The sequence below is a fragment of the Streptomyces sp. NPDC002776 genome, assembly GCF_053592195.1.
Genome location: NZ_JBSFVG010000009.1, coordinates 75,249 through 95,536, shown reverse-complemented (window position 1 = coordinate 95,536; position 20,288 = coordinate 75,249). Strand labels below are relative to the sequence as shown.

Genomic DNA, 20,288 nt, shown 5'->3' with positions numbered 1-20,288 from the left:
AGAGATTCCATGCCGGAGACCACCCCCAAGGGCCTCGCCAGGCTCGCCTTCGGTGGGGACTACAACCCCGAGCAGTGGCCGGAGAGCGTCTGGCAGGAGGACGTCCGGCTGATGCGGGAGGCCGGCGTCACCATGGTGAGCGCCGGGATCTTCTCCTGGGCGCTGCTGGAACCCGCGCGCGGGCAGTACGACTTCGGCTGGCTGGACCGCCTGCTCGACCTGCTGCACGCGAACGGCATCCGCGTGGACCTCGGCACCCCCACCGTCGTCCCGCCCGTCTGGTTCTACCGGGAGCACCCCGAGGCCCTGCCGGTGACCGCCGACGGCGTGCGCTACGAGTTCGGCTCCCGCGGCGCCATCTGCCCCAGTAACACCGACTACCGCGCCGCCGCCGCGAACATCACCACCCGGCTCGCCGAGCGCTACGCCGACCACCCCGCCCTGGCGATGTGGCACGTGCACAACGAGTACGGCGTCCCCGTCTCGGCCTGCTACTGCGACTCCTGCGCCGCCCACTTCCGCCGCTGGCTGGAGACGACGTACGGCACCCTGGAGGCGGTGAACGAGGCCTGGGGCACCGCCTTCTGGGGCCAGCGCTACACCGGCTTCGCGCAGATCAATCCGCCGCGCGCCACCCCGACCGTCGGCAACCCGGCCCAGGCGCTGGACTACCGCCGCTTCGCCGACGCCACCCTGCGCGAGAACTTCCTGATGGAGCGGGACATCCTGCACCGCCTCAGCCCCGGCGTCCCGGTGACCACCAACTTCATGACCGCCCTCAGCCAGTGCGACTCGATCGACTACTGGGCCTGGGGCCGCGAGGTCGACATCGTCACCAACGACCACTACCTGATCACCGACGGCCGCCGCACCCACGTCAACCTCGCCATGGCCGCCGACCTGACCCGCTCGGTGGCCGGGGGAGCGCCCTGGATCCTGCTGGAGCATTCCACCTCGGGCGTCAACTGGCAGCCCCGCAACCCCGCCAAGGCCCCCGGCCAGATGGCCCGCAACTCCCTCGCCCATGTGGCACGCGGCTCCGAGGGCGCCATGTTCTTCCAGTGGCGCCAGTCCCGGCGCGGCGCCGAGAAGTTCCACTCGGCGATGGTCCCGCACGGCGGCACCGACACCCGCATCTGGCGGGAGGTCGTCGAACTCGGCGCGTCCCTCGACGCGTTGAACCCGATCCGGGGCACCCGGACGCAGGCCGACGTGGCCGTCCTGTGGGACTGGCACTCCTGGTGGGCGCAGGGCCTCGACTGGCGCCCCAGCGAGGACCACGACGCACGCGAACGCGCCGACGCCTTCTACGAGGCCCTCTACGACCGCCACCTCACGGTCGACTTCGCCCACCCGGAGGCCGACCTGTCGGCCTACCCCCTGGTCGTCGTCCCCGCCCTCTACCTGCTGACGGAGGCGGCCGGGCGCAACCTCACGCAGTACGTCGACAACGGCGGCACCCTCGTCGTGTCGTACTTCTCCGGCATCGTCGACGAGCACGACGCCGTGCACGACGGCGCCTACCCCGGACCGCTGCGTGACGTCCTGGGCCTGACCGTCGAGGAGTTCTCGCCGCTGCTCCAGGGCGACACGGTCCGGGTCACCGGCCCGGACGGCGCCGAGCTCACCGGCGACGTGTGGAGCGAGGTCGTGGTGCCCCGCGAGGCCGAGACGGTGTGGACGTACGCCGACGGACTCGCCGCGGGCCGCCCGGCGGTCACCCGGCACCGGCGCGGCGAGGGCACCGCCTGGTACGTGTCCACCCGCCTCGACGCGCACGGCCTGGACGCCCTGCTCGGCCGGGCCGCCGAGGACGCGCGGATCGCCCCGCGCGCCGACCTCCCGCACGACGTCGAGGTGGTGCGCCGCACCGGCGAGTCGGGCAGCTACCTGTTCGCGATCAACCACAGCCCGTCGGACGCGAAGGTGCCGCTGGAGACGCACGGCACCGAACTGCTCACCGGCGAACGGGCCGCGGGACGCCTCGACGTGCCCGCCGGAGCCGTCCGGGTCGTCCGGCTCGACGGCTGAACCGACTCCCCTCCGCCCGCGCGTGCCACGAGAGCCGCGGGCGGAGGGGCGCCCCCGCCCGCTGATCCCGGGCGAGGGAACCCCCATCCCCATCCACGTCGAAGGGACGACGGACGAAGATGTTCCATCCCAGACGCACCCTAAAGGCCCTGCTGCTGCCGCTCGCGGCCGGGCTCGCCCTCACCGCACTTCCCGCGCAGAGCGCCCAGGCGGCGAGCACCCTCACCAACGGCGGTTTCGAGTCCGACGCCGCGGGCGCCGCCACCCCGTCCGGCTGGTCCGAGTACGGTTCGACCGCGGCCTCCTTCGTGGAGTCCGGCGGCCACGGCGGGAGTTACCGGCTGAGCCACTGGTCGTCCTCCGCCTACAAGGTGGAGACCTACCAGTACCTGTCCGGGCTCACCAACGGCAATTACAAGCTCACCGCCTGGGTCCGCTCCGGCGGCGGGCAGAACTCCGCCTACCTGGCCCTCAAGAACTGCGGCAGCGCGGAGCAGCGCACGAACCTGCCGGTGTCCGCCAGTGGGTGGATCCGGATCGTCGTGCCGGTCAAGGTGACGAGCAACCAGTGCACCATCAGCGTCAACAGTGACGCGAACGCGGGCAACTGGATCAATGTTGACGACCTGACCTTCACCTCCGGTACGTCCAGTACCTCGATCAAGGGTTCCGACGTCTCCTCGATCCCCAAGAGCGAAGCGCTGGGCGGCACTTACCGCACCAGCTCCGGCACGCTCGCCGATCCGCTCGCCGTCCTGAAGTCCGCCGGACAGAACTACGCCCGCGTGAAGGTCTGGGTGAACCCGGCCGACGGCTACAACAACAAGGCCCGGGTCCTCGCCCTGGCCAAGCGCGTCAAGGCGCAGGGCATGAAACTGCTGGTGGACTTCCACTACTCGGACACCTGGGCCGACCCGGGCGCCCAGAGCAAGCCGGCCGCCTGGGCGGGACACTCCTACAGTCAGCTCAAGACGGACGTCTACCACCACACGTACGACGTCCTCAACGCCCTCAAGGCGCAGGGCACCACCGCCGACATGGTCCAGGTCGGCAACGAGATCAACGGCGGCATGCTCTGGTCCGAGGGCTCCACCAGCAACTGGTCGCAGCTCGCCGGTCTGCTCAACTCCGGCTACGACGCGGTCAAGGCGGTCAACTCCGCCACCCAGGTGGCGCTGCACCTCGCCAAGGGCGGTGACCTCTCCGGCACCCGCTGGTGGTTCGACAGCGCGGTCGCGAACGGCGTCAAGTTCGACGTCATCGGCCTGTCCTACTACGGCTACTGGCACGGCACGCTGCACGACTTCCAGACCACCCTGGACGACGCGGCCGGGCGCTACGGCAAGCCCGTCTTCGTCGCTGAGACGGCCTACCCCTTCCGGCTGGACAGCGAGGACACGCACGAGAACATCATCGACCTCGACAGCGAACTGGTCCCCGGCTACCCGGCCACCCCGGCCGGCCAGACCCGCTGGATGAACGACATCGCGAGCATCGTGGAGGCCGTCCCGAACGGCCGCGGACTCGGCGTCTTCTACTGGGAGTCGACCTGGACCGCGGTCACCGGCAACGGCTGGGACCCCACCGACCCCGCCTCCGGCAACGGCTGGGAGAACCAGGCACTGTTCGGCTACGACGACAGGGCCCTCCCGGCGATGGCCTGGTTCAGCCACCGCTGACCCCACCGCAGAGAAACGGGGCCCGGCCGCGGGAACGCGCGGCCGGGCCTTGCTCGTACCAGCTCGCACGCCTCGGGATCGCACGACAGTTCGCTACCGGCCATTGCGCGGGGAGTGCCGGACATGTCGGCATCGACTGCGGAACAGTGGGGAACACGCGCTACGAGGAGGACCGGACGGAGGGGGCATGATGTTGAGGACACCGGTGAGCACGAAGCGCCTGGACATCCTGGAGTGGCTGAAGGATCCGGCCGCGCACTTCCCGCCCCAGCCGCACGGCGACCTCGTCGAGGACGGCGTCACCTCCGACGCCGTCGCCCGCAAACTCGGGGTGGCCCCGCCGGTCGCCGACACCCATCTGAGCCTGCTCGCCTGCGTCGGCCTGCTGCGCACCCGGCGGATCCGGCGGCGCACGTACTACCGGCGCGACGAGGTGCGCATCGCCGAGGTCGCGCGCATCTTCGAGAAGGGCTGGTAGAGGGAGCGCATGAACCGTCCCCGCACCCTCGTCCCGCACCGGTACATCGCGATCGGCGGCCGTGGCCCCGAGGACGTGGTCGCCGACTCCCGCGGCCGGGTCCTCACCGGCGTCGAGGACGGCCGCATCCTCGGGCTCGACGGACTGGCGGACCCCGGCCACGTCCGCGTCCGCGTGCTCGCCGAGACCGGCGGCCGCCCGCTCGGCCTGGAACTCCTCACCGACGACACGCTGCTGGTGTGCGACGCCGAACAGGGACTGCTCCGCGTCGACCTCACCGACGGCACCGTCCGCATCCTCGCCGACTCGGTGGCGGGGGAGCGGCTGCGCTTCGCCAGCAACGCCGTGGCGCTCGCCGACGGCAGCGTCTGCTTCACCGTCTCCAGCCGCCGCTACCCCCTGGAACACTGGATCGGCGACCTGACCGAAGACACCGGAACCGGCCGCCTCCTGCGCCTGGCACCCGGCGCGGACACCCCCGAAGTCCTCCTGGACGGACTGCGGTTCGCCAACGGCCTCGCCCCGAGCGCCGATGAGTCCTTCCTGGTCGTCGCCGAGACCGGCGCCTGCCGCCTGACCCGCTACTGGCTCACCGGACCGAAGGCGGGCCGCGCCGAACCCTTCGTCGAGCACCTCCCCGGCATGCCCGACAACCTCTGGCGCGGCACCTCGGACGGCCCCCTCTGGGTCGCCCTCGCCGGCCCGCGCGTGCCACCCCTCGATCTGCTGCACCGCGCCACCCCCGCCGTCCGCCGCGCCGCCGCCCGGGTCGCCGTCCGCGCCCCCTTCCGTCCCACCGGCACGATCGGCGTCCTCGCCGTCGACGACACCGGCGCGATCCGCCACCACCTGGCCCGCCGCCACTCCCGCTTCCGCATGGTGACCAGCGTCTGCGAGGCCGGGGGCCACCTCGTCCTGGGCAGCTTGTGGGAGCGCGGAGTCGCCCTGTGCGAGCCGCCCGCCGCGACCTGAGCCCGGCGTTACCCTGTTGACCGGCCCCTACCGGGCCGTCCCGGCAGGAGACGTACGACCATGTCAGCCTCGGACACCGAGCCGCGGGCCGCCCGCACCCCGAGACCGCCCGTTCTGCGCGGCCAGGCACCCGTCCTCGCCGTGATCGCGCTCGGCGGCGCCCTCGGGGCCACCGGCCGGTACGCCCTCTCCCTGTGGTGGCCCCTGAGCCCCGGCGGATTCCCCTGGGCGACCTTCTGGACCAACGTCATCGGCTGCGCCGTGATCGGCGCGTTCATGGTGATCATCACCAAGGCGTGGAGCGCCCCTCGCCTGGTACGCCCCTTCGTCGCCACCGGCGTCCTGGGCGGCTTCACCACCTTCTCGACGTACGCCGTCGACATCCGGAAGCTGCTCGACTCCGGCCACCCCGGCACGGGCCTGGCCTACCTCGCCGCGACCCTCCTCGCGGCCCTGACGGCGGTCTGGCTCGGCGCGGCGACGACCCGCCGGATCGTGCGGCGGCACAGCGGCCGCGAGGGGTCGACCAGGGAGGACGAGGCCGGCCGCACCGAAGGGGGGAACCCCTCGTGAACTGGCTGCTCGTCGTCGCGGGCGCCATGGTCGGCGCCCCGCTGCGCTACCTCACCGACCGCGCGGTGCGGTCCCGGCACGACTCGGTGTTCCCCTGGGGCACCTTCGCGGTCAACATCACCGGCTGCCTGGCCCTCGGCCTGCTCACCGGCGCCGCGAGCCCTCACCTCCAGCTGCTGCTCGGCACCGGTCTGTGCGGGGCGCTGACCACGTACTCGACCTTCTCCTACGACACCCTGCGGCTGGCCGAGACGGGGGCCGGGCTGTACGCGCTGGGCAACGTCGCCGGGAGCCTGGTCCTCGGCCTCGGCGCCGCCTTCACGGGCGTATGGCTCGCCGGGGCGCTGTGGGGTTGACCCGCAGTGGGGGCGGGGGCGCCTTGACAGCACCCTCCGCCATCCGGACCATCACACCCGTGAACCTGTCAGACAGCCGGACAGCCGGACAGCCTCCCCGGCGCGTCAGTGCCATGGAGGCGGTGCTCGCGCATCTGCGCGCCGCCATCGAACGCGGCGAGTACGCCGTGGGCGACAAGCTCCCCTCCGAGGTGGAGCTGTGCCGCACCCTGGAGATCAGCCGACCCGTGCTGCGCGAGGCCCTCCGGGCACTGCAGACCATGGGCCTGACCGTCTCCAAGACCGGCAAGGGCACCTTCGTCGTCGCCTCCGCCGTCGAGGACCCGACCTTCGGCGACTACGCGGCCAGCGATCTGCTGGAGGTGCGCCGGCACGTCGAGATCCCGGTCGCCGGATACGCGGCCCGGCGCCGCACCCCGGACAACCTCGACCACCTGGCCCATCTGCTCGACCGTATGGAACGCGAGACGGACACCACCGCGTGGGTCGCGATGGACACCCTCTTCCACCTCGCCGTGGCCGAGGCCGCCCAGAACCCGGTCTTCCGCCGGGTCATCGAGGAGATCCGGGACGCCCTGGCACGCCAGTCGGCCTTCCTCAACGAACTCGGCGGCCGTCGCGAGCAGTCCAACCGCGAGCACCGGGCGATCGTCGAGGCACTGATCGCCGGTTCGGAGCAGGACGCCACCGAGGCGATGGCGCATCACCTCGACCGCGTCGCGACCACCCTCACGGACATCGTGCGCCCGGCGCGCACGGCATCCCGGCAGGCCGACGCGTGACCCGCGCCCCGGCCGCCGCCCACCACCCCAGGAAACAGGCAGTGATGTACAGCACCTCCCTCCCGGACGCACCCCTTCTCCGTGAGCCCCTGCACGCCCCCGTCGCCCACCTCATACGCGGCGGAGTCGTGGAAGGCATCCACTACGGCTCGGTCGTCGTGCTCGGCACCGGGGGCGAGGTCCGCTTCCAGGTCGGCGACATCGAGGCCGCGTTCTACCCCCGCTCGGCGCTCAAGCCCGTGCAGGCCGTCGCCATGGTCCGCGCCGGGCTGCCGCTCGACGGCGAGCTGCTCTCGCTCGCCGCGGCCAGCCACTCGGGCGAGGAGCGGCACCTCGCCGGTACCCGGCGGATCCTCGAGCTGGCCGGTGTCTCCGAGAGCGCCCTGCGCAACGTGCCGGACATGCCGTTCGGCCCGGTGGTCCGCGACGCCTGGGTACGGGAGGGGCGGCTGCCCTCGCGCCTGGCCCAGAACTGCTCCGGCAAGCACGCGGCGATGCTGTACACCTGCCGGTTGAACGGGTGGCCGCTGGAGGGATACCTCGACCCTGGGCACCCGCTTCAGCAGGCGATCGCCGAGATCGTCGAGGACCTCACCGGCCAGCGCATCGCGCAGGTGACGGTGGACGGCTGCGGGGCTCCGCTGTTCTCCGTCTCGCTGCACGGGCTGGCCCGGGCCGCGGCCCGGATCACGGCCGCCGCGCCGGGTACGCCCGAGGCACGGGTCGCCGACGCCATGCGGGAGCACGCGGAGATGGCCTCCGGCAGCGGGCGGGACGTGGCGGCGCTGATGCGGGCCGTGCCGGGGCTGCTGGCGAAGGACGGCTTCGAGGGCGTGCAGGTCGCCGCACTGCCCGACGGGCGGGCGGTCGCCGTGAAGATCTCCGACGGGGCGAACCGGGCGCGGGTCCCGGTCGCGGCGGCGGCGCTCGCGCGGGCCGGGGTCGATCCGTCGCTCCTCACCGAGTTCCAGGGCGAGGCGCTTCTCGGGGGCGGCCGGGCGGTGGGGTGTGTGCGGCCGGTGCGGTCCCTGGAGCCGGTCGCTGTCGCGCCGTGCGCCTAGGGACGCGGCTCGCTTCTGGGGCGTGCGGGTGAGGGTGCGGGCCGTGTGTGGCCGTCGCCTCTGGGGGCGTGTGGGTGCGGGCCGTGTGCGGCCGGTCGGGCGGCTCCCCGAGCCGGTGTCGCAGGAGACCGCGGCCGGCCTGCCCGGGCCGCGAGCTTCGGCGTCAGTCCGAACTCGCTGCGCCCCCCGGCCGGCGCCCCCTGCCCGCCGCGGCCGGCTGACTGACGTCCGGTACGGCCGCCCCGGCCTCGTCGACCGGCCCGGAGGCACAATGGTGATCATGAGCGTTGCACCCTCGTCCCAGACCTTCCAGCCGGTCCTGGAGCGCATCGCCGACGAGATCGGGCGCACCCCGGGCCGCGGCCGCGCCGCCGACTACATCCCGGCGCTCGCGGCCTGCGACCCGCGCAGTTTCGGCATGGCCGTCGCCGAACTCGACGGCACGGTGTACGGGGTGGGGGAGTGGCGCCGACCCTTCTCCACCCAGTCCATCACCAAGGTCTTCACCCTCGCCCTGGACCTGGCCCGCGAGGGTGACGAACTGTGGGAGCACGTGGGCCGAGAGCCCTCCGGCAACCCCTTCAACTCGCTGGTGCAGCTGGAGTACGAGAACGGCATCCCGCGCAACCCGTTCATCAACGCCGGCGCCCTCGTCGTCACCGATCGCCTCCAGACCCGTACCGGCGACGCGGCGGGCGAACTCCTGTCCTTCCTGCGCGCGGAGAGCGGCGACCCGACGCTGGACTTCGACACGGATGTCGCCGCCTCCGAGGCCGCGCACGGCGACCGCAACGCCGCCCTGGCCCACTTCATGGCCTCCTACGGCAACATCGACAACCCCGTACCGGCCCTGCTCGACCAGTACTTCCGCCAGTGCTCGATCCGCGCCTCCTGCGCCGACCTCGCCCTGGCCACCGGCTTCCTCGCCCGGCACGGCGTCCGCGCCGACGGCTCCCGGCTGCTGACCCGCAGCCAGGCCAAGCAGGTCAACGCCGTGATGCTGACCTGCGGGACGTACGACGCGGCGGGCGACTTCGCCTACCGCGTGGGCCTGCCCGGCAAGAGCGGGGTGGGCGGCGGCATCATCGCCGTCGTGCCCGGGCGCTGCACGCTGTGCGTATGGAGCCCGGGCCTCGACGAGCGCGGCAACTCGGTGGCGGGCGTCGCGGCGCTGGACCGCTTCACGACGCTGACGGGGCTGTCGGTGTTCTGACCGGCGCGGTCCGCTGTGCCGCCAGGTCGGCCAGGTCTTCCTCGGTGAGGACGATCGATCCGGCCGCGGTGTTCTCCTCCAGGTGGGCGAGGGAGCCGGTGCCGGGGATGGCCAGGGTGACGGGGGAGCGGGCGAGCAGCCAGGCCAGGGCGATCTGCGGAACCGTGGCCCCGTGCCGGCCGGCGACCCTGGCCATGCGCTCCCCGTTGAGGTCGCTCACGCCACCACCCAGGGGGAAGAACGGCACATAGGCGATGCCCGCCCGCTCGCAGGCGGCCAGCACCTCGGTGTCGTCGCGCCGGGCGGCGTGGAAGTGGTTCTGCACCGCGGCGACGGGTGCGATGGCTCGGGCCTCGGCGAGATGGGCGGCATCCACATGGCTCAGGCCGAGGTGGCGGATCAGCCCTTCCTCCCGCAGCGCGGCCAGCGCGGTGAAGCGCGCGGCGACCGACTCACCGCGCGGTGGGAGTGCGAGGCCGCCGATGCGCAGATAGACCAAGTCGAGGCGGTCCAGGCCGAGTCCGGTGAGATTCTCCTCGACCAGTGCGCGCAGGGCACCAGGGTCGGACGTGGCGGCCAGGCCCCCGTCGGCGGTGAAGACGGGGCCGACCTTGGTCGCGATGACCAGGCCGCCGGGGTAGGGGTGAAGGGCTTCACGGATCAGGGTGTTGGCCCGGACCGTGCCGTCGCCGCTGGTGTAGAAGGCGGCGGTGTCGATGTGGTCGACGCCGAGTTCGACTGCTCGGCGCAGGACGGCCCGGCCGGCTTCGGGATCGCGGGCCGGGCCGTGGAAGGAGTTCGTGGGCAGGCGCATGGCTCCGAAGCCCATCCGGTTGATCAACAGGTCGCCGCCGAGGCGGAAGTCATCGCTCATGAACCCAGCTTGGGAGGCGGGGCGTCGGTGCCGCGAGCCCGTGGCAGCTTGCTGCCATCGGGCAGAATGAGCGCGTGGCAGAGATCGTGACGATCCACGGCGACCTGGAGCTGCTCGCCCGCACCGCGCACCTGTTCTCCGCGGTTCGCGAGGAGTTCGTCTGCGCCGCCCGCGACCTCGGCACCTGGCCGCACCACGGCGCCCGGCAGGCGGCCCGGGACCGGGTCCGACGCAGCGGCACCCTGCGGGTGCGCAAGCTGTACAGCCCCGCCGCGCTGGCCGACGAGCACAGCCGCGCGCACCTGGGCGACATCGTCGCCGAGGGCGGCCAGGTACGGATCGCCGCCGCCGCTCTGCCGCACGAGACGATCATCATCGACCGGCAGTACGCGATCCTCGCCGGGGCCGGCACTCCCGGCGGCCGTGAGTACACCGTGACCAGCGCGCCCACGCTGGTCGGCGGCGTCCACGCGCTGTACGAGGCCGCCTGGGAGGCCGCCACCGGTCTTGAGGAGTTCCTGCGCGCGGAGCGGCCCCGGCTCGACGCGGGGAGCCGGACGGTCCTGCGCGCGCTGGGCTCGGGCGTCACCGACGTGACCGCGGCGCGCGAACTCGGTATGTCCCTGCGCACCTACCGACGCCGGGTCGCCGAACTGCTCGACACCCTCGACGCCGGGTCCCGCTTCCAGGCCGGGATGCGCGCGGGCGAACTCGGCTTGAACCGCTGAGCGGGCGGGTGCGTGGGTGGGCGGGGTGGGAATCGCTGTAGCGGGCGGGCGCGTGGGTGAGCCGGGCTCGTATCGCGGAGCACGCGGTCGCACGGGGGAGCAGGGTCTGAACCGCTGAGCGGGCGCGCGGCGCCTAATCCGGTTGAGACCCTGCCCCGCCCCGGGCGAAGATCGCCCTCATGTTCTCGCGCAAGTCTCGTCGCCCGAAGTCCCCCGAACTCCTCAAGGCCTGGGAGTCCCTGGACGCCGGGGACGTCCCCGGCGCCCTGCGCCACCTGCGGTCCGGCACGGACGAACTGCCCCTCGGCGAGCTGGCCCTCGTCATCGCCCGGGCGGCCGGTTCCGCCGGGTTCGACGACCTCCGGCAAGCGGCCGAGGCCCTCGCCTCCCGTCCCGACCGGCCGCAGGAGCTCTACGACTTCGGGTACGCGTGCGTGGAGCGCGGCGTCGCCCATCTGGCGATACCCGCCCTGCGCGAGGCCCTGCGCCTGGTGCCGGACTCCAAGGCGGCGCTGCGCGAGCTGGTCTCCGCCTACGAGGGCGAGGAGCGGCACGGCGAGGCCGTACAGGTACTGGCCGCGCACGAAAGCACCCTCGACGCCTGGCCGGACCGCTATCTCCTGGTCCACAACGCCCTCATGTCCGGCGACCTCGCCCTGGCCCGCCGTCAGCACGCGCTGCTCACGGACCCGGAGGACGAGCAGTGGCTGTCCGCGCAGGCCCGTCAGCGCCGCATGCTGGAGCGCGCGGCGAGCGTGGAGACGGGCGGCGCGCTGGACCGCTCGGATCTGCGGGGCTGGCAGTACGTCCTGGGCGGCACCGTCCTCGGCACGCTGTCCCCCTACGGTTTCGACGCGGGCATGACGGGGCGGTACGCCTGGCTCCAGGACACCTGCGACCAGTGCCTGCACGGCCTGCTCCGGCTGAGGACGGTGCTGGCCGCCGCCGGCGCACGGCCCACGTCCGTGTCCCTGCTGCCCGACCGCGGCAGCCGGATCCTGGGCCTGGCCGCGGCCGAGGTGCTCGGACTTCCGGCACTGCCCTTCGCCCCCGAGCGGGCGGACACCGTGGTCGTGGCGTACGACCTGAACGAGGTGAGCCCCGAGATCATCGACCATCTCTTCGAGCGGACGCCCGGCCAGATCCTGCACGAGCACGCCAGTTGCTGGACCGACCCGCCGGCCGTCACCGCCGACAGCGTCACCCTGCTCCACCAGTCGGCCACGGCACCCTGGGACGGAGTGCTCCAGCAGGCGCAGGACGGCGGAGTGGAGCGCACCGCCGCCGACGCCCGCCCCGAGTCCGAGATCGCCGCGGACATCGTCGCCGCCGACCCGGCCCCGGACGAGGGGGACGGCGAGTCGCCCGCGGACCCGGACGAACGGCTCACGCGGTTCGTGACGGCCGTACGCGACACCTGGCTCCAGGGCGACCGCGCCCACCTGCCGTCCTCGGGCCCGGTACCCAGCTCCCGCTTCCGGTGAGCGGGGCCTACCGTTCGGCGTCGCCCCACTCCTGGACGACCACCTCGTCGCCGACGGACAGCTTTCCCGGCCGCAGCACGGAGAACTTGGCGCCGAACACCACTCCTCCGCTCGCCGCGCGCCGGTAGGCCGCGAGCGTGCGCAGCGGTTCCTTGCCCTGCCGGGCGCCGGTCTCCTGGTCGACGAGGGTGACCGCGCAGCGCACCGCGAGCTTGGCGTAACCGAGTTCGGTCCCGCCGATCGTGATGCGGCGCGCGCGGTCCTCGGCATGAGGATCGGCCGCCCAACCGTCGCCGCCGACGACGATGTTCGGCCGGAAGCGGTTCATCGGCAGCGGCTCGGGCAGCCGCTGGTCGAGCAGGGCGAGGGAGGACCGGGTCAGCAGGTGCACGGCGCTGCTGTCGGCGTAACCCGACGGGCCCGGCGTCCAGCCGTCGGCGATCCGGTCATGTTCCGGAGGCACCCGGACCAGACGGCTGGGGGTGCCCAGCACCTCCGAGAGCCAGTCGGCGGCTTCGTCGCCCTGGTCGATCCCTTGGAAAGCCTCGCCGAACAGGTCGACGTCGCGTCGCGGCGCGGAGGTGGTCACGTCGATGTGCACGGTCGAGCCGCGCGCGTCGAGGGTGAGCCGGCTGCCGTCGGCGCTGACGGCGGGCCGGATCAGAGCGAGGCGGGGATGACGGCGCTGGGTGCGGTGGACACCGTCCTCGCCGATGACCATGAAGCTGCGGTCGTGCGCCGGCCCCGCCGGGGTGAGGAGCGCGTCACTCACCGACGTACCCGCGCAGCCCTTGACGGGGTAGCAGAAGAGTTCCAGGACATCGGCCATGCGCCGCCTCCTCCGGTCGGTGGCCAGGCTGCCACGCGCCGGACACACGTCGGCTTCCCACCGGAGGGAACCGCGTCGATTTCCGGCCACCCGACGTTGACACGCTGACCGCGTGTTGGCCACGGCTTTTCCCGTCGATCTCCGCCGCTGCCAGGTGCTCGGACTGGCCGGTACCGCCTCCCTCGCGGCAGGCGGCGGCACCGCCGGAGCACTGCCCGTCCGGGACCTCCTCGCCCCTTCCTCCGCCGAGGCCGCCCTCGGCCTGATCGGTGTGTACTTCGGCGTCGTCCTGCTGATAGCGGCATGGGCACTGCTGGGCCGTCTCCTGCTCGGCGACGGACCGCCGGCACCCCGCGCCCTGCTGGTCACCCTCGCCGTGTGGGCGGCCCCGCTGCTGCTCGCCCCGCCGCTGTTCAGCCGGGACGTGTACAGCTATCTCGCGCAGGGCGCCATGGTGGACGCCCACCTCGACGTCTACACCCACGGGCCGTCCCGGCTCGGCGGTCCGCTTGCCGACGAGGTCGCCCCGCTGTGGCAGCACACGGGAGCGCCGTACGGCCCGGTCTTCCTCGCCCTGGCCTCCGCGCTGTCGGCGCTGACCAGCGGTGAACTCCCCGCGGGGCTCTTCGGGATGCGGCTCGTCGCCCTCCTCGGGGTGGCCCTGATGGCGGCCGCCCTGCCCCCTCTGGCCCGGCACAGCGGCGCCGATCCGGCCGCCGCCCTGTGGCTCGGCGCGCTCAACCCGCTGGTCCTGCTGCACCTGATCGCCGGGGCCCACAACGACGCCGTCATGCTCGGCCTGCTCGGGCTCGGCCTGGTCGCCGCGCTCGGCCGGTGGCCGGTCCTGGGCGCCGTACTCGTCACCCTCGCCGCCCTGGTCAAGGCGCCCGCGGTGCTCGGCCTGGCCGCCGTCGTCGTCCTCCAGGTGCGGGCGGGCCGCCCGCCGGCCCGGGCCGTGCGGACGACCGCGGCGGCCACCGCCGCCACGACGGTCGCAGCGACCGCCGTCGCCGGTACCGGATACGGCTGGATCGGCGCCCTCGACACCCCGGTCTCGCCGCACAACTGGGCGCTCACCAGCCTCCTCGGCCGCGCCACCCGCGCTCTCCTGGAAGGGCTCGGCAGCGACCTGGCACCCCTGGCCGTGCCCGCGTGGCACGCGCTCGGGGTCGCCGCGGCCGTGGTCGCCGTCGCGGTCATCTGGCTGCGGCTGAGACCGCGCCCGGTGTACGCGCTCGGCCTGAGCCTCGCCGCCGTGGCCGCCCTCGGTCCCGCGATCCGCCCCTGGTACGCCCTGTGGGGCCTGTTCCTCATCGCCGCCGCGGCGCCCAGCGCCTCGGTGCGGCACCGGGTGGCGGCCGTGACGGGCGTACTGGCGCTCGCCACCCTGCCCAGCGGGGGCCCGGCGGACACCGGCCAGTTGGTGCTGGCCGTCTCCGGCGGGGTGCTCGCGGTGGTCGTGCTGTTCCAGGCCCACCAGGCGGAACTCGCGCCGGGCCGGGGGCGTACCGCATGAGACTGCCCCGCTCCGACCGCGGACGGCTGCCGCTCGCGCTGCTCCTCGTCGCCGCCGTGACGGTGTTCACCGCGACCGTGCCGCTGTTGCGCGACTGGTTCGACCTGCGCGTCTACCACGGCACCGTGGACAGCTGGATCCACCACGGCGGACGCATCTACGACTACCTGGTCCCCGGCACGACGTACGGCTTCACCTACCCGCCGTTCGCCGCCGTCGTCATGCTGCCCATGGCCCTGCTGGACCTGCCCGCCGCCGTCGTCGTCACTCTGCTGCTCAACCTTGCGGCGCTGGCCGTGGTGGTGCGCATCCTGGCCGGACGGGACTGGCGGCGGCACGGCTGGTTCGGCTGCGTGCTCGGCGTCTGCGCGCTCGCCCTGTTCGAGCCGCTGCGCGATACGTTCAGCTTCGGCCAGGTCAACGTGGTGCTGCTCGCCCTGGTGTTGACGGACGCCTGGCTCCTGGCCACCGGACGGGGGCGCCGGGCGGGCTACGGCATCGGGCTGGCCGCCGCGATCAAACTCACGCCCGCCGTCTTCATCGGCCTGCTCCTGCTGGCCCGCCGGTGGCGGGCGGCCGCGGTCGCCACGGCCGTGGCCCTCGGAGCGACGGCCCTGGCGGCCTGGGTGGCCCCGGACGCCTCGCGCTTCTACTGGACCCGGGCCCTGTGGGACACCACCCGTATCGGCCGCCTGGAGTACGTCTCCAACCAGTCCCTGCAAGGTGTCCTGGCCCGGCTCGGCGCACCGGACCGCGCGCTGTGGGCGGTCGCCGTGCTGCTGGTGTTGTGCGTGTGGGCGTGGCGGGCGAGCCGGGCGGTCGCCGCGGGGGAGTGGATCGCGGCCTTCGCCCTGACGGGCCTGACGGCGTGTCTGGTCAGCCCCATCACCTGGGTGCACCATCTGGTGTGGCTGCTGCCCTCGTTCGCCGTGCTGATCCGCGCCGGGCACCCGCGCATCGCGGGCACCCTGTACGCGGTGCTGTGCACGAGCGTGGTGTGGCTGTGGTTCGACGACGCCTCCGGCATCGACGGTTTCCTCGGCTCCAACGCCTACGTCTGGATCACGCTGGGGCTGCTGCTGTGGCTGCCGGTGGGTCAACTCCCCGCAGTTCGGCCCTTCCTTAGCCGCAGGGCGACCGCGACGGCCCCGGCGCCGAGCACGGTGGCGGCCGCCACCAGTCCGGCCTCGGCCCAGCCCGGGCCCGCCTCCGCCGGCGCCGCGACGGCCCCTGCGGACACCGGCTCGGACACCGGCTCGGGCCCCGGCCGGGGCCTGGCCCGCAGCGCGTCCAGCGAGCCCACCGGTTCCACCCGGCCAGCCGCGGCGAAACCCCAGTCCAGCAGCTCCCGGGCCTCCTCGTAGACGGCCAGTCCGCCGCCGTACTGAGGGTTCATCACCGTGACGACGAGGGTCCGGTTCCCCTTACGGGCGGCCGACACCAGCGTGTGGCCGGCCCGGCTGGTGTAGCCGTTCTTGACGCCGATCAGGCCGGGGTAGGGGGCGACGCCGTCGGCGCCGGTCAGCAGCCGGTTGGTGTTGCGGATGGGGTACGACCATCCGCCGCGGCCCGGGAACCTGGCCTCGACGGTGGCGCAGTACCGCGCGAAGTCCTTGTTGCGCAGCCCCGCCCGGCCGAACACCGCGAGGTCGTACGCCGAGGACACCTGGCCCGGTGTGTCGTAGCCGTCCGGCGACAGCACCTGGGTGTCGAGGGCGCCGAGCGCCCGGGCCTTGGCCTGCATCCGGGCGGCCGTGGCGCGCCAGCCGCCGGTCAGCCGCGCAAGGACGTGCACGGCGTCGTTCCCGGAGTTGAGGAACACCCCGTTCCACAGATCGGTGACCCGGTAGGTGCGCCCCTCGGCGACCCCGACCAGGCTGCTGCCCGCACCGACGCCCGCCAGCTCCTCCTCGTCGACCGTGTGCCGGATCCCGCCGGGCAGGGCGGGCAGCAGGGTGAGGGCGAAGAGCGCCTTGAGGGTGCTGGCGGGCGGCAGTCTGCGGTGCGCGTCGTGCGCGGCGAGCACCTCACCGGTACCGGCGTCGGCGACCACCCACGACAGCGCCGAGACCCGGGGCACCCGGGGCGCCCCCGCGCGCAGCCGCACCTGCGTACCGGGACGGTGCAGCAACGACGCCGGCGGAACCGCCGCCCCCCGACCCCGCTCCGTCCCACCGGGGCCGGCGTCGCCCCGGTCGGCCGCCGCGGCGGGGCCCGTGTCGCCCCGGTCGGCCGCCGCGGTGGGCGTGAGCCCCCACAGGCCCGCCACACAGAGCACGCAGGCCGAGACGGTCACCCGGTAAGAGAATCCGATCTTCATATGATCAACGTAGAAAGCGCTCGGCGACACACCGCGCTGCCCGGACGGAGCGTCGCCCGCGAGCACCCGGATGCCGCACGCGGTCCGGGTCGGTCAGGCGGGATCCGCGGGCAGCGTCGGCTGGATCCGGCGCAGGAAGGTCGCGTTGTCCGGGGTCTCGCGCATCCGCTGCAGGAGGGTGTCCAGGGCGTCCTTGCCCTGGAGGACCCGGCGCAGACCGCGCACGGCGGTCAACTCGGCCGGGCTCAGGAGCAGTTCCTCGCGGCGGGTGCCGGAGGGGTTGAGGTCGACGGCCGGGAAGACGCGGCGGAAGGCGAGGTCGCGGCTGAGCCGCAGCTCCATGTTGCCGGTGCCCTTGAGCTCCTCGAAGAAGTAGTCGTCGGCGCGTGAGCCGGTCTCGACCAGGGCGGTGGCGAGGATGGTGAGCGAGCCGCCCTCCTCGGCCGCGCGGGCGGCGCCGAAGAAGCGCTTGGGGCCGATCAGCGCGGAAGCGTCGACGCCGCCGCTGAGGGTGCGGCCACCGGCGGCGGCCGCGTTGTTGTGCGCCCGGCACAGCCGGGTCAGCGAGTCGAGCAGGATCACCACGTCCTCGCCCGCCTCGACGAGCCGCTTGGCCCGCTCGATGACGAGGTCGGCGAGCGCGATGTGGTCCTTGGGCGCCCGGTCGAACGTCGAGGCGTACACCTCGCCGCGCACGGAGCGCCGCATGTCGGTGACTTCCTCGGGGCGTTCGTCGAGCAGCACCACCATCAGGCGGGCCTCGGGGTGGTTGCCGGCGACCGCGGCGGCGATCTGCTGGAGCAGGACCGTCTTGCCGGTCTTGGGCGGGGCGACGATCAGCCCGCGCTGGCCCTTGCCGACGGGGGCGATCAGGTCGGCGACGCGCCCGGTGAGCCCGGCCGCCGGGTGTTCGAGCCGGAGCCGCTCGCTCGGGTGCAGCGGCGTCAGGTCGCCGAAGTTCCGGCGGTCGCGTTCGGGGGCGCGGCCGTTGACGCGGGCGACCTCGGTGAGGGTCCGCCGGTCGCCCCGTACGCCTTCGACGAGGTCGCCCTTGCGCAGGCCGTGACGGCGGATCAGGGCGGGGGAGACCTGGAGGTCGGAGGAGGCGGCGAGCAGGCTTCCGGCGCGCAGAAACCCCTTCCCGCCTGCGTCGATGTCGAGCACACCGGTGACGGTCTGCGGGGCGGTCTGCTGTACGGGGGGTTCGAGTGTGGTGGTCATGATGGGTGTCCTTTCACGGACGTACGGCATGGGACATGCGAGGAAGGGGGAGCCGCGAGAACGGGGCGGACGAAGCGCCTCCGGGCGGCGGGAAACAGCACCTCGGGTACGACGGAACCGCTGGTCACGAGGTGGCGAGGAGGCCGGTACGACACCGGCCGGCTGAAGGAGAACTGGCACCGGCGCCCTGGACAGGGCGTGCACAAGTGCTGACGGGACGGTACCACGCCGGTTCAGCGCCTGGCGAGGGTTGCGTGGAGCAGGGGGAGGCGCGGCCGCACCGGCAAGCCGCGGGGCGGCCACTCCTGCCTGCGTCAACGCGGCGCCGCCCTCGCCTGTTCCGCGCGTGGCGGACGGCGAGGGCGGCGGAAAAACCGGTCGGCCCCAGGGCTGAGGCTCAGACGGAACGTGCCTCCGCGTCCTTGGCGATCTGCTCGAACTGCGCGGCCATGGCGGCCTGGAGCGCCTGGGCGGCCGACAGGGGGCGGACCATGACGGTGAACTCGTCGATCAGGCCGTCCTCGTTGACGTGGAGGAAGTCGCAGCCCTGGATCTCGCGGTCGCCCACGCGCGCGGTGAAGACCAGCGCGTGGTCCCGGCCGCCCGCGTCGTCGATCTCCCGGATGTAGCGGAAGTCCTCGAAGACCCGCGCCACCCCGCGCAGGATCGCGGCCGTGAGCGCCTTGCCGGGGTACGGCTTGAACACCACCGGGCTGGTGAAGACGACGTCCTCGGCCAGCAGTGCCTCGGCGGCGTCGAGGTCCCATGCCTCGATCGCCTCGCGGAACGCCTTCATCGCGGCCTCCATAGTCAATTTTTTGAGTAGGTGCAGAAGAGATTAGTCACCCCCTGCTAGCGTTGTCCATATGTCGCTGAAGTACGCCGTCCTCGCCGCCCTCCTGGAGGGGGAGGCGTCGGGATACGAGCTGTCCAAGGTGTTCGACGTGTCCTTCGCGAACTTCTGGGCCTCGACCCCCCAGCAGCTCTACCGGGAGCTGGAGCGCCTGACACAGGACGGCCTGATCGAGGCCCGGGTGGTGCAGCAGGAACGGCGGCCCAACAAACGGATGTTCACCCTCACCGAGGCGGGCCGGGAGGAGCTGGACTCCTTCGCCGCCGAGCCGGTGCGCCGCCCGGCGGCCCTGCGCGACGAACTCATGATCAAGATCCAGGCCCTGGACGACGCGGACCCCGGCCCCGCCCGCGCGCTGATCGAGGAGCGGATGAGCTGGTCCCGGGGCAAACTCGCCCGCTACGAGCGGGTGCGCGAGCGGCTGCTGGCCGGGCGGTCCGAGGAGGAGTACCTGCGCGTGAGCGACCGCGTCGGGCCCTATCTCACCCTGCTCGCCGGCATCGACTACGAGCGCGGCAACGTGGGCTGGTGCGAGCGCGTTCTCGCCGTACTGAAGCAGCGGAGTCCTCTAGGCTGACGCGGATGTTCAGCCCCGAAGGCCCCTCCCTGCGCGAACTCGCCGTCCAGGCGCTGTCGTCCGTCGAACGCGGCTACGACCTGCTCGCCCCGAAGTTCGACCACACCCCCTTCCGCACCCCGGACTCGGTGCTCGACGCCGTCGCCGCGGCACTGGAGCGCAAAGGGCCCTTCGGCACCGGGCTCGACCTGTGCTGCGGCACCGGCGCCGGGACCGACGTCCTCACGCGCGTGTGCCGCCGCGCAGTCGTCGGCCTCGACTTCAGCGCGGGCATGCTCACCGTCGCCCGCGAGCGCCCCCGCCCCGCCGCCGCGCCGCCGGTGTCCTACGTCCGCGCCGACGCCCGCGCCCTGCCGTTCGCGCCCGCCTTCGACCTCGCGGTGAGCTTCGGCGCGTTCGGGCACTTCCTGCCCCGCGAACTGCCGGGCCTGTTCGCCCAGGTGCGCTCCGTCCTGCGGCACGGCGGGGCGTTCGTCTTCCCGGTCGTCGCCCCGCCCGGCCCCGGATCGCGGGCGTACTGGACGCTGCTCGGCTTCGACGCGGTGATGCGGATCCGCAACGCCGTGTGGCGCCCGCCGTTCGTCATGTACTACCGGGCGTTCCGGCTGGGCGAGGTGGTCCCGGAGCTGGAGCGCGCCGGATTCTCCGTCACCCTGGAGCCCCTGCCCGAGTTCGGCCGGCGGCGGGACGGGAGCCCGAGGGTCCGGGTGATCGTGGCGCGCCGGCCGACGTGAGGGACGA

General features: G+C 73.3%; 19 protein-coding genes and 1 pseudogene. 15 read left to right on the top strand and 5 right to left on the bottom strand.

Annotated features, from left to right (window positions below):
• Positions 1–9: 9 nt before the first annotated feature.
• The 9 genes from ACWD11_RS19655 (at position 10) to ACWD11_RS19615 (ending at position 9,145) form a co-directional block, all read left to right on the top strand.
• Positions 10–2,031: a beta-galactosidase gene (locus ACWD11_RS19655; protein WP_451284377.1), complete on the top strand. Its 2,022-nt coding sequence runs from the start codon at positions 10–12 to the stop codon at positions 2,029–2,031.
• A gap of 119 nt (positions 2,032–2,150) precedes the next feature.
• Positions 2,151–3,710 (top strand): glycoside hydrolase family 53 protein, encoded by a 1,560-nt coding sequence (locus tag ACWD11_RS19650; protein WP_389417886.1) that lies wholly within the window; start codon positions 2,151–2,153, stop codon positions 3,708–3,710.
• 190 nt (positions 3,711–3,900) lie between these two features.
• Complete coding sequence (locus ACWD11_RS19645) at positions 3,901–4,188, top strand: ArsR family transcriptional regulator (protein ID WP_389417983.1); 288 nt, start codon at positions 3,901–3,903, stop codon at positions 4,186–4,188.
• Between the two features lie 9 nt (positions 4,189–4,197).
• Entirely contained in the window at positions 4,198–5,160 is a 963-nt protein-coding gene (locus ACWD11_RS19640; RefSeq protein ID WP_389417887.1) for an SMP-30/gluconolactonase/LRE family protein, read from the top strand.
• Between the two features lie 60 nt (positions 5,161–5,220).
• Positions 5,221–5,733 (top strand): fluoride efflux transporter CrcB, encoded by a 513-nt coding sequence (gene crcB, locus ACWD11_RS19635; RefSeq protein ID WP_451284374.1) that lies wholly within the window; start codon positions 5,221–5,223, stop codon positions 5,731–5,733.
• Positions 5,730–6,089, top strand: a complete 360-nt coding sequence (gene crcB, locus ACWD11_RS19630) for a fluoride efflux transporter CrcB (RefSeq protein WP_389417889.1) — start codon at positions 5,730–5,732, stop codon at positions 6,087–6,089. The genes crcB (ACWD11_RS19635) and crcB (ACWD11_RS19630) overlap by 4 nt, the downstream gene beginning before the upstream one ends.
• Positions 6,090–6,202: 113 nt before the next feature.
• Positions 6,203–6,871: a FadR/GntR family transcriptional regulator gene (locus tag ACWD11_RS19625; protein WP_389417984.1), complete on the top strand. Its 669-nt coding sequence runs from the start codon at positions 6,203–6,205 to the stop codon at positions 6,869–6,871.
• Positions 6,872–6,915: 44 nt separating this feature from the next.
• Positions 6,916–7,932 carry an asparaginase gene (locus tag ACWD11_RS19620; protein ID WP_451284372.1) on the top strand — a complete coding sequence of 339 codons (1,017 nt, stop codon included), beginning with the start codon at positions 6,916–6,918 and terminating at the stop codon, positions 7,930–7,932.
• A gap of 271 nt (positions 7,933–8,203) precedes the next feature.
• A complete protein-coding gene (locus tag ACWD11_RS19615) occupies positions 8,204–9,145 on the top strand; it encodes a glutaminase (RefSeq protein ID WP_451284371.1) in 942 nt (313 codons plus the stop codon).
• On the opposite strand, the gene ACWD11_RS19610 is transcribed toward ACWD11_RS19615, so the two are convergent.
• Complete coding sequence (locus tag ACWD11_RS19610) at positions 9,114–10,019, bottom strand: oxidoreductase (RefSeq protein ID WP_451284369.1); 906 nt, start codon at positions 10,017–10,019, stop codon at positions 9,114–9,116. The genes ACWD11_RS19615 and ACWD11_RS19610 overlap by 32 nt on opposite strands.
• A gap of 74 nt (positions 10,020–10,093) precedes the next feature.
• Between ACWD11_RS19610 and ACWD11_RS19605 the strand changes: the two genes are divergently transcribed.
• Together ACWD11_RS19605 and ACWD11_RS19600 are read left to right on the top strand one after the other, a co-directional pair.
• Complete coding sequence (locus ACWD11_RS19605) at positions 10,094–10,747, top strand: DNA-binding response regulator (protein WP_389417893.1); 654 nt, start codon at positions 10,094–10,096, stop codon at positions 10,745–10,747.
• A 179-nt stretch (positions 10,748–10,926) separates the two neighbouring features.
• Positions 10,927–12,231 carry a hypothetical protein gene (locus ACWD11_RS19600; RefSeq protein WP_451284367.1) on the top strand — a complete coding sequence of 435 codons (1,305 nt, stop codon included), beginning with the start codon at positions 10,927–10,929 and terminating at the stop codon, positions 12,229–12,231.
• A gap of 7 nt (positions 12,232–12,238) precedes the next feature.
• Here the strand turns inward: ACWD11_RS19600 and ACWD11_RS19595 are convergent, their stop codons facing one another.
• Complete coding sequence (locus ACWD11_RS19595) at positions 12,239–13,060, bottom strand: MOSC domain-containing protein (RefSeq protein ID WP_451284365.1); 822 nt, start codon at positions 13,058–13,060, stop codon at positions 12,239–12,241.
• A 112-nt stretch (positions 13,061–13,172) separates the two neighbouring features.
• On the opposite strand from ACWD11_RS19595, the gene mptB reads away from it, so the two are divergent.
• Together mptB and ACWD11_RS19585 are read left to right on the top strand one after the other, a co-directional pair.
• On the top strand, positions 13,173–14,576 hold the full coding sequence (mptB, locus tag ACWD11_RS19590; RefSeq protein WP_451284363.1) for a polyprenol phosphomannose-dependent alpha 1,6 mannosyltransferase MptB: 1,404 nt from the start codon (positions 13,173–13,175) through the stop codon (positions 14,574–14,576).
• A complete protein-coding gene (locus tag ACWD11_RS19585) occupies positions 14,573–15,940 on the top strand; it encodes a glycosyltransferase 87 family protein (RefSeq protein ID WP_451284361.1) in 1,368 nt (455 codons plus the stop codon). The genes mptB and ACWD11_RS19585 overlap by 4 nt, the downstream gene beginning before the upstream one ends.
• A gap of 86 nt (positions 15,941–16,026) precedes the next feature.
• Here the strand turns inward: ACWD11_RS19585 and ACWD11_RS19580 are convergent.
• The 3 genes and pseudogenes from ACWD11_RS19580 to ACWD11_RS19570 all read right to left on the bottom strand — a co-directional run.
• Positions 16,027–16,896, bottom strand: a pseudogene (locus tag ACWD11_RS19580) (D-alanyl-D-alanine carboxypeptidase family protein); the annotation flags it as partial.
• Between the two features lie 93 nt (positions 16,897–16,989).
• The gene (rho, locus tag ACWD11_RS19575; protein ID WP_389417898.1) at positions 16,990–18,117 is read right to left on the bottom strand and encodes a transcription termination factor Rho; all 1,128 of its coding nucleotides are present in this window, start codon (positions 18,115–18,117) and stop codon (positions 16,990–16,992) included.
• A 397-nt stretch (positions 18,118–18,514) separates the two neighbouring features.
• Positions 18,515–18,913: a nuclear transport factor 2 family protein gene (locus ACWD11_RS19570; RefSeq protein WP_389417899.1), complete on the bottom strand. Its 399-nt coding sequence runs from the start codon at positions 18,911–18,913 to the stop codon at positions 18,515–18,517.
• Between the two features lie 70 nt (positions 18,914–18,983).
• Here ACWD11_RS19570 and ACWD11_RS19565 point away from each other — a divergent pair, with 70 nt between their 5' ends.
• Both ACWD11_RS19565 and ACWD11_RS19560 read left to right on the top strand, forming a co-directional pair.
• Positions 18,984–19,547 (top strand): PadR family transcriptional regulator, encoded by a 564-nt coding sequence (locus ACWD11_RS19565; protein ID WP_451284359.1) that lies wholly within the window; start codon positions 18,984–18,986, stop codon positions 19,545–19,547.
• A gap of 5 nt (positions 19,548–19,552) precedes the next feature.
• Complete coding sequence (locus tag ACWD11_RS19560; RefSeq protein WP_451284357.1) at positions 19,553–20,281, top strand: class I SAM-dependent methyltransferase; 729 nt, start codon at positions 19,553–19,555, stop codon at positions 20,279–20,281.
• Positions 20,282–20,288 lie beyond the last annotated feature (7 nt).

Coding starts and splice junctions, on each gene's coding strand:
- ACWD11_RS19655 (WP_451284377.1), top strand. CDS start 10: ATGCCGGAGACCACCCCCAAGGGCCTCGCCAGGCTCGCCTTCGGTGGG.
- ACWD11_RS19650 (WP_389417886.1), top strand. CDS start 2,151: ATGTTCCATCCCAGACGCACCCTAAAGGCCCTGCTGCTGCCGCTCGCG.
- ACWD11_RS19645 (WP_389417983.1), top strand. CDS start 3,901: ATGTTGAGGACACCGGTGAGCACGAAGCGCCTGGACATCCTGGAGTGG.
- ACWD11_RS19640 (WP_389417887.1), top strand. CDS start 4,198: ATGAACCGTCCCCGCACCCTCGTCCCGCACCGGTACATCGCGATCGGC.
- crcB (WP_451284374.1), top strand. CDS start 5,221: ATGTCAGCCTCGGACACCGAGCCGCGGGCCGCCCGCACCCCGAGACCG.
- ACWD11_RS19625 (WP_389417984.1), top strand. CDS start 6,203: ATGGAGGCGGTGCTCGCGCATCTGCGCGCCGCCATCGAACGCGGCGAG.
- ACWD11_RS19620 (WP_451284372.1), top strand. CDS start 6,916: ATGTACAGCACCTCCCTCCCGGACGCACCCCTTCTCCGTGAGCCCCTG.
- ACWD11_RS19615 (WP_451284371.1), top strand. CDS start 8,204: ATGGTGATCATGAGCGTTGCACCCTCGTCCCAGACCTTCCAGCCGGTC.
- ACWD11_RS19610 (WP_451284369.1), bottom strand. CDS start 10,019: ATGAGCGATGACTTCCGCCTCGGCGGCGACCTGTTGATCAACCGGATG.
- ACWD11_RS19600 (WP_451284367.1), top strand. CDS start 10,927: ATGTTCTCGCGCAAGTCTCGTCGCCCGAAGTCCCCCGAACTCCTCAAG.
- ACWD11_RS19595 (WP_451284365.1), bottom strand. CDS start 13,060: ATGGCCGATGTCCTGGAACTCTTCTGCTACCCCGTCAAGGGCTGCGCG.
- ACWD11_RS19585 (WP_451284361.1), top strand. CDS start 14,573: ATGAGACTGCCCCGCTCCGACCGCGGACGGCTGCCGCTCGCGCTGCTC.
- rho (WP_389417898.1), bottom strand. CDS start 18,117: ATGACCACCACACTCGAACCCCCCGTACAGCAGACCGCCCCGCAGACC.
- ACWD11_RS19570 (WP_389417899.1), bottom strand. CDS start 18,913: ATGAAGGCGTTCCGCGAGGCGATCGAGGCATGGGACCTCGACGCCGCC.
- ACWD11_RS19565 (WP_451284359.1), top strand. CDS start 18,984: ATGTCGCTGAAGTACGCCGTCCTCGCCGCCCTCCTGGAGGGGGAGGCG.
- ACWD11_RS19560 (WP_451284357.1), top strand. CDS start 19,553: ATGTTCAGCCCCGAAGGCCCCTCCCTGCGCGAACTCGCCGTCCAGGCG.